The sequence below is a fragment of the Mesorhizobium sp. M2A.F.Ca.ET.067.02.1.1 genome, from assembly GCF_004023285.1.
GTDB lineage: Bacteria > Pseudomonadota > Alphaproteobacteria > Rhizobiales > Rhizobiaceae > Mesorhizobium.
The window spans coordinates 1-13,939 of the sequence record NZ_RZSB01000068.1; the positions used below are offsets into that span (position 1 = coordinate 1).

Annotated in this window: 18 protein-coding genes; 11 read left to right on the forward strand and 7 right to left on the reverse strand. The window is 63.4% G+C overall.

The annotated features are described in order from the left end of the window. Window positions 1-257: 257 nt before the first annotated feature. The 4 genes from xylF (at window position 258) to EOA28_RS08395 (ending at window position 5,369) form a co-directional block, all read left to right on the forward strand. A complete protein-coding gene (gene xylF / locus EOA28_RS08380; protein WP_127252211.1) occupies window positions 258-1,298 on the forward strand; it encodes a D-xylose ABC transporter substrate-binding protein in 1,041 nt (346 codons plus the stop codon). A gap of 144 nt (window positions 1,299-1,442) precedes the next feature. Then, the gene (locus EOA28_RS08385; RefSeq protein ID WP_127252210.1) at window positions 1,443-2,795 is read left to right on the forward strand and encodes a sugar ABC transporter permease; all 1,353 of its coding nucleotides are present in this window, start codon (window positions 1,443-1,445) and stop codon (window positions 2,793-2,795) included. Window positions 2,796-2,813: 18 nt separating this feature from the next. After that, window positions 2,814-3,614, forward strand: coding sequence for an ATP-binding cassette domain-containing protein (locus EOA28_RS08390; RefSeq protein WP_127252209.1), 801 nt, complete (start codon window positions 2,814-2,816; stop codon window positions 3,612-3,614). 132 nt (window positions 3,615-3,746) lie between these two features. Further along, the gene (locus EOA28_RS08395) at window positions 3,747-5,369 is read left to right on the forward strand and encodes a CHASE domain-containing protein (RefSeq protein WP_127252208.1); all 1,623 of its coding nucleotides are present in this window, start codon (window positions 3,747-3,749) and stop codon (window positions 5,367-5,369) included. Between the two features lie 83 nt (window positions 5,370-5,452). Here the strand turns inward: EOA28_RS08395 and EOA28_RS08400 are convergent, their stop codons facing one another. The 6 genes from EOA28_RS08400 to EOA28_RS08425 all read right to left on the reverse strand — a co-directional run bounded on the left by EOA28_RS08400 (window position 5,453) and on the right by EOA28_RS08425 (window position 8,916). Next, on the reverse strand, window positions 5,453-5,698 hold the full coding sequence (locus EOA28_RS08400) for a YMGG-like glycine zipper-containing protein (protein ID WP_027166589.1): 246 nt from the start codon (window positions 5,696-5,698) through the stop codon (window positions 5,453-5,455). A gap of 84 nt (window positions 5,699-5,782) precedes the next feature. Next, complete coding sequence (locus EOA28_RS08405) at window positions 5,783-6,109, reverse strand: hypothetical protein (RefSeq protein ID WP_127252207.1); 327 nt, start codon at window positions 6,107-6,109, stop codon at window positions 5,783-5,785. A 176-nt stretch (window positions 6,110-6,285) separates the two neighbouring features. Next, window positions 6,286-6,507: a hypothetical protein gene (locus EOA28_RS08410; RefSeq protein WP_127252206.1), complete on the reverse strand. Its 222-nt coding sequence runs from the start codon at window positions 6,505-6,507 to the stop codon at window positions 6,286-6,288. 88 nt (window positions 6,508-6,595) lie between these two features. Then, the gene (locus tag EOA28_RS08415; protein WP_126080877.1) at window positions 6,596-7,627 is read right to left on the reverse strand and encodes a sensor histidine kinase; all 1,032 of its coding nucleotides are present in this window, start codon (window positions 7,625-7,627) and stop codon (window positions 6,596-6,598) included. Window positions 7,628-7,782: 155 nt separating this feature from the next. Beyond that, window positions 7,783-7,947: a DUF1328 domain-containing protein gene (locus EOA28_RS08420; RefSeq protein WP_018429836.1), complete on the reverse strand. Its 165-nt coding sequence runs from the start codon at window positions 7,945-7,947 to the stop codon at window positions 7,783-7,785. Between the two features lie 174 nt (window positions 7,948-8,121). Continuing rightward, complete coding sequence (locus tag EOA28_RS08425) at window positions 8,122-8,916, reverse strand: response regulator (RefSeq protein WP_126080878.1); 795 nt, start codon at window positions 8,914-8,916, stop codon at window positions 8,122-8,124. Window positions 8,917-9,134: 218 nt separating this feature from the next. Between EOA28_RS08425 and EOA28_RS08430 the strand changes: the two genes are divergently transcribed. The 3 genes from EOA28_RS08430 (at window position 9,135) to EOA28_RS08440 (ending at window position 10,967) form a co-directional block, all read left to right on the forward strand. Further along, window positions 9,135-9,338 carry a NepR family anti-sigma factor gene (locus EOA28_RS08430; RefSeq protein ID WP_042641626.1) on the forward strand — a complete coding sequence of 68 codons (204 nt, stop codon included), beginning with the start codon at window positions 9,135-9,137 and terminating at the stop codon, window positions 9,336-9,338. A 3-nt stretch (window positions 9,339-9,341) separates the two neighbouring features. After that, a complete protein-coding gene (locus EOA28_RS08435) occupies window positions 9,342-9,893 on the forward strand; it encodes an RNA polymerase sigma factor (protein ID WP_027166584.1) in 552 nt (183 codons plus the stop codon). 138 nt (window positions 9,894-10,031) lie between these two features. After that, a complete protein-coding gene (locus tag EOA28_RS08440; protein WP_127252205.1) occupies window positions 10,032-10,967 on the forward strand; it encodes a DMT family transporter in 936 nt (311 codons plus the stop codon). A 46-nt stretch (window positions 10,968-11,013) separates the two neighbouring features. Here EOA28_RS08440 and EOA28_RS08445 read toward each other — a convergent pair whose 3' ends face one another. Next, window positions 11,014-11,394, reverse strand: a complete 381-nt coding sequence (locus EOA28_RS08445) for a response regulator (RefSeq protein ID WP_126080880.1) — start codon at window positions 11,392-11,394, stop codon at window positions 11,014-11,016. 164 nt (window positions 11,395-11,558) lie between these two features. Here EOA28_RS08445 and EOA28_RS08450 point away from each other — a divergent pair, with 164 nt between their 5' ends. From EOA28_RS08450 to EOA28_RS08465, 4 genes are all read left to right on the forward strand, one after another. Then, on the forward strand, window positions 11,559-12,320 hold the full coding sequence (locus EOA28_RS08450) for a Crp/Fnr family transcriptional regulator (RefSeq protein WP_127252204.1): 762 nt from the start codon (window positions 11,559-11,561) through the stop codon (window positions 12,318-12,320). A 221-nt stretch (window positions 12,321-12,541) separates the two neighbouring features. Further along, window positions 12,542-12,868 carry a DUF883 family protein gene (locus EOA28_RS08455; RefSeq protein WP_128314806.1) on the forward strand — a complete coding sequence of 109 codons (327 nt, stop codon included), beginning with the start codon at window positions 12,542-12,544 and terminating at the stop codon, window positions 12,866-12,868. 6 nt (window positions 12,869-12,874) lie between these two features. Further along, complete coding sequence (locus EOA28_RS08460; RefSeq protein WP_126080882.1) at window positions 12,875-13,339, forward strand: phage holin family protein; 465 nt, start codon at window positions 12,875-12,877, stop codon at window positions 13,337-13,339. Between the two features lie 192 nt (window positions 13,340-13,531). Further along, a complete protein-coding gene (locus tag EOA28_RS08465) occupies window positions 13,532-13,753 on the forward strand; it encodes a hypothetical protein (RefSeq protein ID WP_127386266.1) in 222 nt (73 codons plus the stop codon). Window positions 13,754-13,939: the final 186 nt, after the last annotated feature.

Below are 13,939 nucleotides of genomic sequence, written 5' to 3' on the forward strand. Positions count from 1 at the left end.
TCCTCCCGGTCATCGCGGCCTTGTGATGATGCCATGGCCTGTCGCTGACACGCTAGGGATAGTGGCAGAAGCCAAAGCCGATGTCATTATTTATTGCGGACTCCGAAAAAAATCCCTGGGCCCATCAAATGCCATCAGAATCTCGGTTGACAGCTTCATTTCGCTGGATCACTATTTTTTTGAGGCTCGAAAAAAAGCCTCTATGCCGGCCTTCGGGCCAGTCTGGGTCGCGCCGCACAAGGCGCAGGGAGGATATCATGAAGAAATTCGCAGCCGCCATTCTGGCGGGCGTAGCCATGTCGCTGACGCTGCCTTCGGTCGCCGAGGCGAAGGACAAGGTGATCGGCGTCTCGTGGTCGAATTTCCAGGAAGAGCGCTGGAAGACCGACGAAGCGGCGATGAAGGCCGCCATCGAGGCCGCCGGCGACAAGTATATTTCCGCCGACGCGCAGTCCAATCCGGGCAAGCAGCTGACCGACGTCGAAAGCCTGATCTCGCAGGGCGCCAATTCGCTGATCATCCTGGCGCAGGACGCCTCGGCGATCGGCCCGGCGGTGCAGAAGGCGCTCGATGAAGGCATCCCGGTCGTCGGCTACGACCGCCTGATCGAGAACAAGGACGTTTTCTACCTGACCTTCGACAACAAGGAAGTCGGCCGCATGCAGGCCCGTGAGGTGTTCAAGGCCAAGCCCGAAGGCAACTACGTCTTTATCAAGGGCTCGGGTTCCGATCCGAACGCCGACTTCCTGTTCTCGGGTTCCATGGAAGTGCTGAAGGAGGCGATCGACAGCGGCAAGATCAAGAATGTCGGCGAGGCCTATACCGACGGCTGGCTGCCCGCCAACGCGCAGAAGAATATGGAGCAGTTCCTGACCGCCAACGACAACAAGGTCGACGCGGTCGTGGCCGCCAATGACGGCACCGCCGGCGGCGTCGTCGCGGCGCTGACGGCGCAAGGCCTGGCCGGCACCGTTCCGGTCTCGGGCCAGGACGGCGACCACGCGGCGCTGAACCGCATCGCGCTCGGCACGCAGACCGTGTCGGTGTGGAAGGATGCGCGCGAGCTCGGCAAGAACGCCGCCGAGATCGCCTCGCAGCTCGCCGACGGCAAGAAGATGGGCGACATCGCCGGCGCCAAGGACTTCACAACGCCTGGCGGCAACACCGTCAAGTCGCTGTTCCTGACCCCGATCGCGATCACCAAGGACAATCTCAACCTCGTCATCGACGCCGGCTGGATCAAGAAGGACGAAGTCTGCGCTGGCGTTGCCGCCGGCAGCGTCAAGGTCTGCAACTAAGCTCGCCGACTTAAACCAAAAACTTCGCGCCGCGGCCGGAAAGCCGCGGCGTTTTCTCGAAGATTTACCGTCCCGCCTCGAGCGGATAGCTTCTAGGCTTGCTCCGGCATCCGCGTCAGACGGCAGGCCGGCAGGAGGAATTTCATGACCGACACGACGTCCACCCAACCGGCAGACACCGCGCGTGCCTCGGAGCTGGGCACCGTCGCCCGGTTCCTGAAGGCAACCGAGCTGGACACCCGCATGCTCGGCATGATCGGCGCGCTGCTGCTGATCTGGGGCGGACTGCATGTGATCTCCAGCCTGCGGCTTGGCGTCAATCCGCTCGACTTCGACAGCCGCACTTTCCTGACGCCGCGCAACCTCTGGAACCTGTCGGTGCAGACTTCGGCCGTGGCGATCATGGCCTCTGGCATGGTGCTGGTCATCGTCATGCGCAACATCGACCTGTCGGTCGGATCGGCCGAAGGGGTGATCGGCATGGTCATGGGTTTTGCCCAGGTGCATTTCCTGGTTCGCTTCGTCGGGCTCGAGCTCGGCAACCCGTGGATCTGGGTGCTGGCACTGCTGATCGGCCTGGCGCTCGGCCTCCTCATCGGTGCCTTCCAGGGCTTCGTCATCGCCTATCTCGAAGTGCCGGCCTTCATCGTCACGCTGGGCGGATTGCTGGTGTGGCGTGGCGCTGCCTGGTGGGTCACCAGCGGCCAGACCGTCGCGCCGCTTGACGCCACCTTCCAGCTGATGGGCGGCGGCCCGGCGGGCTCGATCGGCGCCAAATGGAGTTGGGTCGTCGGCATCGTCGCCTGCCTGGCGGTCATTTTCATGCATTATAACGGTCGCGTGCAGCGCAAGCGCTTCCGCTTCCCGCTGCGTCCGGTCTGGGCCGAGACGCTGCTCGCTACGGTCACCTGCGCGATCATCCTGGGCGCTGTGTGGCTCGCCAATTCCTATCCGTGGCCGGTCGGCATCGTGAACCGCTATGCCGCCGCCAACAACATCACCGTTCCCGAAGGCGGACTGTTCATCGCGCATGGCATAGCCATTCCGGTGCTGATGGCGGTCGCCGTCGGCCTGATCATGACCTTCGTCACCAAGCGCACGCGCTTCGGCCGCTATGTCTTCGCCATCGGCGGCAATCCGGAAGCGGCCAATCTCGCCGGCATCAACACGCGCTGGATCACCATGAAGGTGTTCATGATCATGGGCGTGCTGGCGACAATCGCGGCGGCGATCTCGTCGGCCAGGCAGAATTCATCCACCAATGCGCTCGGAACGCTGGACGAGTTGCTGGTCATCGCCGCGGCCGTCATCGGCGGCACGTCGCTCGCCGGTGGTTCCGGAACCGTGCTCGGCGCCATGCTTGGTGCGCTGCTGATGCAGTCGCTGCAGTCCGGCATGGTGCTGCTCGGCGTCGATTCGCCGCTGCAAAGCATCGTCGTGGGCGCCGTGCTGGTCGTGGCGGTGTGGCTCGACACCCTCTATCGCAAGCGGGCCTGATCAGGGAGGAGAAACAACATGGCTGACAAATCCGCTCCCGCCGGCGTTTCACTGGTCGACATGCGCAACATCTCGATCGCCTTCGGCGGCATCCGCGCAGTCGACGACGCGTCCGTCGATCTTTTCCCCGGCGAAGTGATGGCGCTGCTCGGCCACAACGGCGCCGGCAAGTCGACGCTGATCAAGATCCTGTCCGGCGCCTACAAGCGCGACAGCGGGCAGATCTTCATCAATGGCGAGGAGGCTTCGATCTCCAACCCGCGCGACGCCAAGAAATACGGCGTCGAGACGATCTACCAGACGCTGGCGCTGGCCGACAATGTCGATGCCGCCGCCAATCTCTTCCTCGGGCGCGAGCGGATGACCGCCTGGGGCACGCTGGACGACGTCGCAATGGAAGCCGAGGCGCGCAAGGTGATGGGCCGGCTCAATCCGCGCTTCCAGCGCTTCAAGGAGCCGGTCGTCAAGCTGTCGGGCGGACAGCGGCAGTCCGTGGCGATCGCGCGCGCGATCCTGTTCAATGCCCGCATCCTGATCATGGACGAGCCGACGGCGGCGCTCGGGCCGCAGGAGACGGCGCAGGTCGGGGAGTTGGTCAAGCAGCTCAAGGCCGACGGCATCGGCATCTTCCTGATCAGCCACGACATCCACGACGTCTTCGAGCTCGCCGACCGGGTCTGCGTGATGAAGAACGGCCAGGTGGTCGGCACCGCGCGCACCACCGATGTCACCCAGGACGAAGTGCTCGGCATGATCATTTTGGGCAAATGTCCGCCCGGCGCCATTCCAGGCCCTGGCGCGCTGAAGATCGCGGCCTAAGCCCAGGCATATAGCCGGCTAATTGCTGGCTGCGTGATGTACCAGCCACGGTGATGATTTGACCGCGCCATTGTGTTGACGCGGAGACTTGCCCATAAGGATCGTAGACCGTCCACGGGCCACATCGTTGATTTGAAGAAGCTCTTTCCGATCGTTGCCTTTGTCGCCGTCGCGCTGATCAGCCTGACGATGGCCGGGTTCGCCTATTTCGCGACGCAGGAGGCGGCGCGGATCAAGTTCGAGGGCACTGCCGACGACGCGCTGAGCCGCATCGAGAGCCGGATCGACCTGCATCTGTCGCTGCTGCGTTCGACGCAGGCGCTGTTCGATGCCCGCAACGGCGACATCACGCGCGGCGAATTCAACGCCTTCTTCACCGCGCTGAACATCGATGACAACTTCGCGGGCCTGCGCGGCATAGGCTTCCTCAGGCTCGCCAAAGCCGGCGACGAGGCCGCGGTCGAACGCGATATCCTGCGCGACCATGGGTCGGCCCACCCGATCTACCCTGCGACGACCCAGCAGTGGCGCACGCCGATCGTGCTGTTCGAGCCGCTCGACACGTCCAACCAGTCGATCATCGGATTCGACATGTTCAGCGAGCCGGTGCGGCGCGAGGCGATCGAAAAGGCGATGGCCGACGACCAGCAGCATGCGAGCGGCCTGGTCCAGCTCGGCCAGGGCGCCGGCGTGGCGCAGACGTTCACGGGTTTCCTGGTTTTCGTGCGGCTGAACGTCGAAACCGCCCCGGACGTGATCAATGCAAGCCGCTCCTCGACGGCCGGCCTTCTCTACGCTGCCTTCCGCGCGCAGGACCTGTTCCAGGTCGCGCTCAGCCGCGCGCCGCTGCTGCCCGTCAATGTCGAGGTCTATGACGGCAAGCCCGAGGCCGGCAATCTTTTGTTCCGGTCGGAAGCGCCGCCGGCGGAACGCATCGGGGCGAAGCTTCTGGCGCGCCGCGATATCGTTGTTGCCGGTCGGCCCTGGACGCTGCTGTTCAGGCCGACAAGCGCCTTCGAGCTACCATCCTCGCGCGCCATTCCGGTTATGCTCGGGCTGTTCGGCCTGCTGCTTGCAGGTGCCATCGCCCTGGTGGCGCGCTATCAGGAGCGTGCCTATGACGCCAAATCGGCGCTGCACGAGGCGACGGAAAAGAGCCTGCTGGAGAAGGACCTGATCCTTCAGGAGATGAAGCATCGCATCAAGAATTCGATCACCCGTGTGCTGGCGATCGCGCGGCAGACGGCTTCGCAAGCCACCGACGTCAAGGAGTTCTCGGCATCGTTCTCGGCGCGCCTCCAGGCCATGGCCGCATCGCAGGATATGCTCACCCGCTCGCGCTGGCAGAAGGCCGATCTCGGCGACCTGCTGCGTATCGAGCTGGGGCAGGTATTCGGCAAAGACCTCCCGGAAGGTGTGCTGTCCGGGCCGCAAGTGTTGCTCGACGAGACGACGACTCAGGCGCTGGGGCTGACCTTCCACGAACTCGCCACCAACGCGCTGAAATATGGCGAGGCCGGCAACTCGGTGGGCGCCCTCAAGGTCGACTGGAACGTGAAAGGGCGCGGCCGCGAGCGGACGCTTACCCTGAATTGGCGCGAAGCGGGTCAGAAGAAACTGGAGGCGCCGGCTAAGACCGGCTTCGGCACCAAGCTGATAGACCTCAATGTCACGCGCGAGTTGCGCGGCACGATCGCGCGCGACTATCGGGACGACGGATTGAAGGTGGAAATCAGGATACCGCTGGCGGAGTGAGCGGCCAAAATGGCCCCGCGCTGGTGTACGAATCAGCGGGTCGGAACCGAGGCCGGCCAGCGGCCTCCGGTCCCTTTCCGGTATCAGTTGCAGCGAGCCGTGTAGATCCGGCCGCGATGATCGCGGTACTGGCAATAGCCGTTGCGCAGGTTACGAACCAGGAGGCCCGACCCGGCACCGACCGCCGCGCCGATCAGCGCACCCTTGCCGCCGCCGACCAGGCCACCCACGCCGGCGCCAATCAGGCCACCGCCCACGACATCCTGCTCGGTCGTGGTGCAGCCGCTGACAGCGACAACGGCAACCATGGCAATAATCATCTTCCGCATTGAAATGCTCCTCACTTTTGTCCTCACTTTTCGGCAGTGCCAGCCGCCATTTAGCATGAAAAAACGGGCTTTGCCTGCCCGATCTTACTGTTGTTTAAGATAGTCTTTTTCGGGGCGCGCGCTGTTCGACGCGACAAGCATGCCGGAAACCTCCAAAGACGCGACCAGCGTGCCGTCGGGCCGCACGTTCCAGGCGATCTGATCGTAATCATCTTCCAGGGCCGGATCGACGGTAAGGCACTTGCCGACGATGTGCGGGGCCTGGCCCTGCAGGTCGCCGAGGGCGAAGGGCCGTTCGGCCGTACAGGCCTGCTCGGTCTCGAAGACGCTGACTGGCACCTGGAGTTCGCGACAATCGGTCATTGTGCTCGAGCAACCGACGACGAAGAGCAGTGCGGCGATGTGTTCCATGGCTCCAAACCTCTCGCCGCAAACAACGATTCTCGGCGAGCGAAAGTTCCGGGGCCGGGTTCAAAGCGTAGTGTCGAAGGGAATCAGACGACGCGCAACAAGTCCTGTTCCTTATGGACGTTTACCCAAAGCCGCCGCGCAGCTCTGATCGACATGCCAGCTGCCGCATGCAGGGATCAGAACAATTGCCAGACGGCAGTCAGGGCCACGGCGGCGAGAAGCGCGACCGCGCCAAGCCGGAGCGAAAGACGGGATGATCGCGGCGCCGGCTGAGGCTCGGCCTCCTGGAAGCCGCTCATCGAGACACGGGCGGCCTGCTCCAGCTTGTTCATATCGGCAACAATCTTTTCAGTCTCCCAGATCGCGCGCCGGGAGGCGCGGATGGGTTTCCGGCGCATCGCCAGCCGGCGACTCAGGATCGGACTTTATGGTGAACAGGGGGGGTTAAGCGCCTTCGCCTGCGAAGCCTGGCGCCATAGGGCGCAATCAATCCGTCTCGAAATTTCCATGCGGGACGGTGAGGCGGTATTCCATACGGTCCTTGCCGATTTCGAGCGTCGCGGAGCCGTTCAGCGACATCGGCACGACGCGCTCCAGCGCCACGCTGCCGAAGCGCTTCTCATTGCGCGGCGCGTCGCCGACCGCCTCCGTCCAGGTCAGCAAAAGGCTGGGCGAGCTTCCGCTTTCGGGTTCAAGCCTTGCGCTCACTTCGACATGGCCGTCAGCTCGCGACAGCGCGCCGTAGCTCACCGAGTTCACAGCCAATTCGTGCATCGCCAAGCCGATATGCAGGGCGGCATTGGGGTTAAGATAGGGATTGTCGCCCGCGAACCGCAGGCTCCGGGCCAGATCGGCGCTGTAGCGGCCGACCTGGCCGGATACGAGTTCCTGCAGCGCCGCTCCCCGCCAGTTGGAGGATGTGACCAGATCCTGCGAGGACGCGAGCGATTGCAGCCGGCCGCGAAACCGCGCCAGGAACTCACCGAGCGTCTCCGCGTAGCGTCCTGTCTGTGTGGCGATGCTCTGGATGATGGCCAGGAGGTTTTTCGATCGGTGACTGACTTCGCGCAGCAATGCCTTCAGCGTCTGCTCGCGACGTTTCTGCTCCGTCGTTTCCACCATGGTGGTGACGACGCCGAGGACTTCGCCGGCGTCGCCGCGGTCGGCATCGACCCAAAGCTGGAACCAACGGACGCCCTGGCTTCCTGGAATGCTGAGCTCGAGCTGGTCGGCGTTGCCGGATTCGATCACCTTGAGCTTGACGGCGCTTATACGTTCGGCCTGCGTCGGCGAAAGCTGGTCCTTGCCGTCGGCGGTTTCGGAGGCCCACGGCGCGCCCATGTTGCGCGCCCAGACCGTTTTCATCTGCCGATCCTGATAAAGAACCGAGATTCCGGCATTGTGCAGGGCATGAAGCAAGGCTCGCCCCACCTGCATCCCGCTTTCGGCGGGATGCATCGCGATCACCTCGCCGTCACGCCTTTCAGTCCTGTCCTTGGTGGGATCCTCGGGAGGCATCGGAACATCCCCGCACTCGGTCCTTGAACGGTTTCAATCCGCAACTGGTTCCGACGCCGCAGGCTCTCCAAAACGGTCCGCCGGACGGCGCTCTTTCGAGACGCCGCCCGGCGGTGGCTGGAAACCGTTTGAGGGGTGCGGCTTCCAGTGTCGCGTCAGGCTCTCCTGAAGAGGCCCGCGATGAGCGAAATCACCAGGAAGGCGAGGAAGATGAAGAACAGGATTTGCGCGATGCCAGCCGACGTGCCGGCGATGCCGCCGAACCCAAGCGCACCGGCGATGATCGCCACGACGAGAAAAACGAGCGCCCAGTACAGCATGATGCGTCTCCTTGTTATGTCGGGAAAAGAACGTGGGTCGGTGCCGTTTGTTCCACCATTTGCTGAAAAAGACGATCCCCTTTGAAGGGACTTTTCAGATCGCAAAAAGATGAGCGTCATGCGAGGCGCGAAGGCCCCGCATGACGCTCAAAACGGTCCAGCATTCGGAGCGGATCAGGCGGCGGCCTTGGCCTGCCGGTCGAAGAACAGGGCCTGGCTGATCAGAGCCTTGACCATGTCGGGATTGAAAGGCTTCGTGACCAGGAAGGCCGGCTCAGGGCGTTCGCCGGTCAGCAGGCGTTCCGGGAAGGCGGTGATGAAGATCACCGGCACCGGTGTCGACGACAAGATCTCGTTGACGGCCTCGATGCCAGAGCTGCCGTCGGCGAGCTGTATGTCGGCCAGTACCATTTTCGGCCGCGTCTTGCCGAACATGGCCACTGCCTCGGCATGTGTACGTGCCGTGCCGACGACCCGGTGGCCGAGGCTTTCGACCATCTCCTCGATGTCCATGGCAATCAGCGGCTCGTCCTCGATGATCAGCACATCGGTCGCGACCTGTCGCGAAATCTCGCTGCTTGCCTGCGCAAGCAACTCCGAGAACTCGTCGTCGTCGACGTCGAGAACCTCCGCGGCCTCGTCCTCGCTGAAACCCTCCACGGCGACAAGAAGGAAAGCCTGCCTCGGCAAGGGCGCGATCGCGTTCAGATTGGCGGCCGCCCGCTGCTCCCAGGCTGTCTGGGCCTGCTCCTGCGGCACGCGGATGGCAACTGAGGTGAAGAGCCTGGCAAAGACCTTATATATCGCAATACGGTCGCTGGAGGCTTCGGGGAAGATATTGGTGTCGGCGATGATGGCTTCCAGCATCGCGGCGACCAGCGCGTCACCGCTTTCCTGCGATCCGGACACCGCGCGCGAGAAGCGGCGCAGGAACGGAAGATGCGGAGCGATGGTTGCGGACAAACTCATTATTTACGTCTCCCTCAGATGACGTTGCACGTTCAAGGCCATGCTGTTGCCAGCCCCTGGAAAACCAACGCCGGCTTCCGGAAAAAGTTCCGCCGGCCATGGAACTAAATTAGCAGGCCTGCGTTTCGGGGTCTCGGGTTGGGCAACCAGACGAGGGTTCCGCTTGCGTTGTGGTTTGAAGTCGAAGAGCGGTTCCGGTGCTGGAAACTAGGGCTAACATGAAAGAAATGTCAAAAAAACAGATGGCTGATGCCAAGAGCAGGCATCGGAACGGGGATGGCAACCCGCTTGGAGCAAACTCCGAAATTGCCCGCAAGCTCAAGCAATATTACGACGAGCTGGTCTCGGATCATGTGCCGGACCGTTTCGCTCAGTTGCTCAGCCAGCTGGAACAGACCGAACCTGCCCAGAAAAAGGACTGAGGCATGGCGGCGGTATCCCAGAGCTTCAAGACCGAGCTGCTCGGTGCGATCCCGAGCTTGCGTGCTTTTGCGGTGTCGCTGACGCAGAATGCCGACCGGGCCGACGACCTCGTCCAGGAGACGCTGGTCAAGGCGTGGGACAAGCATGAGAGTTTCCAGCCGGGCACCAATCTCAAGGCCTGGCTGTTCACCATCCTGCGCAACGAATTCTATTCGCAGATGCGCAAGCGCGGCCGCGAAGTGCAGGACAGCGACGGCATCATGACCGCCAGGCTTGCCGTCCATCCGGCCCAGCACGGTCAGCTCGACCTCAAGGATTTCCGCGGCGCGCTCGAGCAACTGCCCGAGGACCAGCGCGAAGCCATCATCCTGATCGGCGCTTCCGGCTTTTCCTACGAGGAAGCCGCCGAAATCTGCGGCTGCGCGGTCGGCACGATCAAGAGCCGGGTCAGCCGGGCGCGCACCAGGCTGCAGGAGATCCTCAAGATTTCCGGCGAGGACGAGTTCGGACCCGACGCGATCTCGGCGCAAGTGACAGGCTCGAACGCGGCCTGATTTTCGGGGCGCGGAGCGCCGCCTGGCGTCCCTAAGTGCGATACCGGCCATTTCGGCGGGCGTGATCGGCTCGCCGAGCTCGGTATTCACGAGGACTTGCTTGTCAGGTCAGGCCGCAGTTCTATTCTATTCGGCGGTATGGAAACAGTATCTGCAGCATCGGTCTTCCGCCTCCAACTGCCCTTGGACGGGCTGCGGCCGCTCGGTCCGCGAGCCAGGGCGGCCGCCCTTGCCGTGGGGGCCGTGCTTTTCTGGGCGACATGGCCGACACTGGCCACGCTGGCGAGCCCCGCGCCTCCGTTCCTGGTCTTTGGGCTGGCTGCGGCCGTAGGCTTTGTCGCCGCGCTTTTCATGGCGTTCATACGTAGGCGCACCGCCTCCTTCGTCGCCACGCCGTTCCGCACGGTCCTTCTGGTCAGCGTCGGCCTGCTCGTCAACAATGTCCTTTATCTCTTCGCCATGCCCAGGATCGGGCCGGCGGAGGCGAATGTCGTCGCTTATCTGTGGCCGGTGATGCTGGTGCTCATCATGGCCCGGAAGCGGCGTGAACGGCTCGGCCCGTCGCGCCTGGGCAGCATTGTCCTCGGCTTCGTCGGCGCGGTGGTTGCGATCGGCCCCAGCTTTGCGCTCGGCTTCGACCTTTTTGGCGTGTTCCTGGCATTTTTGAGCGGCCTTACCTTCGCCATCTATGCCGCGGTCCGCTCGGATGGTCGGGAGGCCGAGGACGTCATCGGGCCGTCAATGGGAATTCTGGCGGTGCTTGCGCTGGCCTTGCACTTCGGTTTCGAGGCGCCGATCAGCCTTTCCCCATCCCAGCTGCTGGCGATCGCAGCCATAGGGATCGTTCCGTTGACGCTTTCCAACGCGCTTTGGGATCGGGCGACCAGGACAGGCCATACCGCGCTGATCTCGGCAATCGCCTATGCGACGCCGTTGGCCGCGTTGTCCCTGCTCGCGCTGCTCGGCGTCGGTGATGTTTCTTATTGGGTTGCCGCCGGCGCCGTGCTGATCGTCATCGGGGCGCTTGGCGCATCCGGAAGCTGCGGAAGGATCCCCGGTTCGCGCAAGCCGTAGCGAAGGTGAACGGGCAGCCTGTAGGGCGGCTTCGGCGAACCCTGCGTCAGGCCGAGGGGACCCGGCCGCAGGCCATGGCCACGGCTTCGATCAGATCCTCGCCCGAGTAAGGCTTGGTCACCAGGCGGATGTCGGGGAACGAACCCCGGATTTCCTCCGGATCCGAATAGCCGGAGGCGAATACGAACGGCACGCCCTCGCTGCGCAGCCGGGCGGCGAAATCCAAGGTCGAGACGCCGCCGAGCATAAGGTCGACAACCGCCGCGTCGAATCGCGCGGACAGCGCTTGCCCGTCGATCTCGACGATCTCCCGGGCGATCGTCACCTCCGCCGCGCCATGGTCGCGGCAAAGCTGCTCGACATCCATCGCGATCAGGAACTCGTCTTCCAGGACGAGGATACGCAGTCCGTCAAGCAGTGCTGGCACTTATCGGTTTCTCCTGGCAGGACCGCACTGATGCGCGGAATTTGTTGGCATGTCATTTAAAAAAGACATGGCTAAAAGCACAGGCGTGGAAGCCTGCGGAACCCCTGCCGGTCTCAGGCGTTTTTCTGCGCCCGCAAGGGCAGGGATTTCGAAGAGGGGTCGAAATGTCCAGCCAAAGCGCACGTCCGATCGCCAGCCGTCAATATCGTTGCGAAAAGTGCCCATTGCGGCCTCTGCCTGCATTCCGCGAGTTCGACAAGCAGGAACTGTCATTCATCAACACCTTCAAGCGCGGTGAGCTTGCCGTCGACAAGGGGGCGACGGTGCTGGTCGAAGGCAGCCACAGCGCCCATCTCTACACGGTGCTGTCGGGTTGGGCTTTCCGCTACAAGCTGTTGCCCGACGGGCGGCGGCAGATCCTCAATTTTTCCATGCCCGGGGACCTCATCGGCCTGCAGGGCAGCCTGATGGGCGAGATGCAGCATTCCGTCGAAGCCCTGTCGCCGATGCTGCTTTGCGTCTTCGAACGCGAGCAGTTGCAGGAACTCTACCGCAATCACCCCGGCCTTGCCTACGACATAACCTGGATCGCTTCGCGCGAGGAGCGAATGCTGGACGAGAACCTGCTCAGCATCGGCCGTCGCACCGCGCTCGAGCGCGCCGCCTATCTTATCGCCTTCATCGCCAGTCGGGCTCGTGGCGCCGGCCTCAACGGCAAGACGCCGGTGCAGATCCCGATCACGCAACAGCACGTCGCCGACACGCTTGGCCTCTCGCTTGTTCACACCAACAAGACGATCCGCAAGCTGATGGACCGCGAATTGGTCCTGTGGCGGGATGGTGGCTGTGAAGTGATCGACTATGATGGGCTGAAGAAGCTGGCCCGCTGGGAAGGGCTGGGGGAGGACCGCAGGCCGCTGATCTAGGGCGTGTTCAGATTCAGGTGAGGCCGGCCTGCAAATGGTAGCTTCCTGCGCTTCCGGTGCTCACGTACTTTAAGTACGCTCCGCTCCGGTTCTCGGAAGCCACCATTTTCGACTCGGCCTGACCTGAATCTGAAGACGCCCTAGGGTGCTGTGAGAGGCCAGACCCGGAACCATGGTGCAGAACGGGCGTTGAAACCAACGCAAACGCAAGGAGTTAGAGAATGGCAAGCGCCGCAGGCAAATCCGCAACGGACCAAGCACCCACCGCCGATCTCGAAGCCGATATCGAGCAGTTGAAGGCGGATATTCAGAAACTCACCGAGCAACTGGCCAGGACGGGCCAGCACGGCTACGGCGCCGCGCGGCGCGCCGCCGCGGACGGCGTCGAACAGCTGCGCGCGCAAGGCGAAGCCGCGTTCGAGAGCATGCGAGGAAGCGCCGAGGACATTGAGGCACAACTGATCGCCAAAGTCCGTGAGAAGCCGGTGACGTCGCTGGCGATCGCCGCGGGCGTCGGTTTCCTCTTCGCTCTTCTTTCCCGCCGCTAGCCTCAGATGGGGACGCTTGTCTCGCTGATCTCAGCCCTTGCCTCGGGCGAGGCAATGGCTGCTTTGCAAAGGGCGCGGATAACCGCCATCCTTTATGGGCTTGCCGCCATCTTCGCCCTCTGCGGCGTCGGCTTCCTCATCGGCGCCGTCTATATCTGGCTGGCGGCGCGCTACGGGCCGTTGGCGACCAGCCTGGGGTTCGGCATCGGGTTCCTGGTGATTGCCGGGCTGATCATCGTCATCCACAAGCTGACCGCCAGCGCGCGCGGCAAACGCCGCGCGCGACGGCGACAGGCCGACATGACGGCGGTGGGTGTTACCGCCGCGCTTGCCCTGCTTCCGGCGCTTGCCAGGAGCAAGGGCGGGCTGGCAGCCATTGCGGCGCCCGCCCTGGCGGTCGTCGCCTACGCCATCTATCGGGAGAACACCAGGCCCCCGCCGCCCAGGCAAGGTCCGGACGATCTGCATTAGGCTGTCGAGGTCTCCAGCGTGGCGGGCTGCTTGGGCATGACTATCGCGGCTGGCTTGCTGGCGAGCTTCGAACGCCTGCCGCAGGCTCATTCGTCCAATGATCTCCCGCTCGGAACCTTCACGGCAAGGTCTCGTTACCCGATCGTGCCGTGCCCGAAACGCTTGGCCAGACACGCAACATGGAGGCCAATCATGACCAAGATCGTTCCTGAAGACAAAGCCCGCCAGGGGCGCTGGGGTTGGCACGCTTTAAGGATTCTCGTAGGCGGCCTGTTGCTGGCCTTCATTGCGTGGGGCGCGGTGGAGATTTACGGGGAATTGATAAAGTCGCCGGCTTCCGGCGAGCAGCATGTGCCGCAGCCGCCTGGCACCGAGCAGGGCGCCGCTCCAGGCCAATCGACCGCAAAACCTTGAAGCAGCGCCGTCTTCAAGCTGCCTTTGCGCTGACGCCGCTCGACGGAACAAGCACGTTCAACGCGCCGGGGTGGATCTCGATCGTGGTTTCGCGCTCGAGCCTGATCAGTTCGCCGTCGAGGACGGCGCTGAATTTCCTGGCGGGCGAGAGGACCTTCAGGACAACCTTGCCGGCCTGATGAACTT

Bases quoted from the DNA above. Each gene is read 5' to 3' on its own strand.
- xylF (WP_127252211.1), top strand. From the start codon at position 258: ATGAAGAAATTCGCAGCCGCCATTCTGGCGGGCGTAGCCATGTCGCTG.
- EOA28_RS08455 (WP_128314806.1), top strand. From the start codon at position 12,542: ATGGCAAGCGCCGCAGGCAAATCCGCAACGGACCAAGCACCCACCGCC.
- EOA28_RS08405 (WP_127252207.1), bottom strand. From the start codon at position 6,109: ATGGAACACATCGCCGCACTGCTCTTCGTCGTCGGTTGCTCGAGCACA.
- EOA28_RS08440 (WP_127252205.1), top strand. From the start codon at position 10,032: ATGGAAACAGTATCTGCAGCATCGGTCTTCCGCCTCCAACTGCCCTTG.
- EOA28_RS08420 (WP_018429836.1), bottom strand. From the start codon at position 7,947: ATGCTGTACTGGGCGCTCGTTTTTCTCGTCGTGGCGATCATCGCCGGT.
- EOA28_RS08425 (WP_126080878.1), bottom strand. From the start codon at position 8,916: ATGAGTTTGTCCGCAACCATCGCTCCGCATCTTCCGTTCCTGCGCCGC.
- EOA28_RS08390 (WP_127252209.1), top strand. From the start codon at position 2,814: ATGGCTGACAAATCCGCTCCCGCCGGCGTTTCACTGGTCGACATGCGC.
- EOA28_RS08410 (WP_127252206.1), bottom strand. From the start codon at position 6,507: ATGCGCCGGAAACCCATCCGCGCCTCCCGGCGCGCGATCTGGGAGACT.
- EOA28_RS08460 (WP_126080882.1), top strand. From the start codon at position 12,875: ATGGGGACGCTTGTCTCGCTGATCTCAGCCCTTGCCTCGGGCGAGGCA.
- EOA28_RS08465 (WP_127386266.1), top strand. From the start codon at position 13,532: ATGACCAAGATCGTTCCTGAAGACAAAGCCCGCCAGGGGCGCTGGGGT.
- EOA28_RS08435 (WP_027166584.1), top strand. From the start codon at position 9,342: ATGGCGGCGGTATCCCAGAGCTTCAAGACCGAGCTGCTCGGTGCGATC.
- EOA28_RS08400 (WP_027166589.1), bottom strand. From the start codon at position 5,698: ATGCGGAAGATGATTATTGCCATGGTTGCCGTTGTCGCTGTCAGCGGC.
- EOA28_RS08450 (WP_127252204.1), top strand. From the start codon at position 11,559: ATGTCCAGCCAAAGCGCACGTCCGATCGCCAGCCGTCAATATCGTTGC.
- EOA28_RS08415 (WP_126080877.1), bottom strand. From the start codon at position 7,627: ATGCCTCCCGAGGATCCCACCAAGGACAGGACTGAAAGGCGTGACGGC.
- EOA28_RS08385 (WP_127252210.1), top strand. From the start codon at position 1,443: ATGACCGACACGACGTCCACCCAACCGGCAGACACCGCGCGTGCCTCG.
- EOA28_RS08430 (WP_042641626.1), top strand. From the start codon at position 9,135: ATGAAAGAAATGTCAAAAAAACAGATGGCTGATGCCAAGAGCAGGCAT.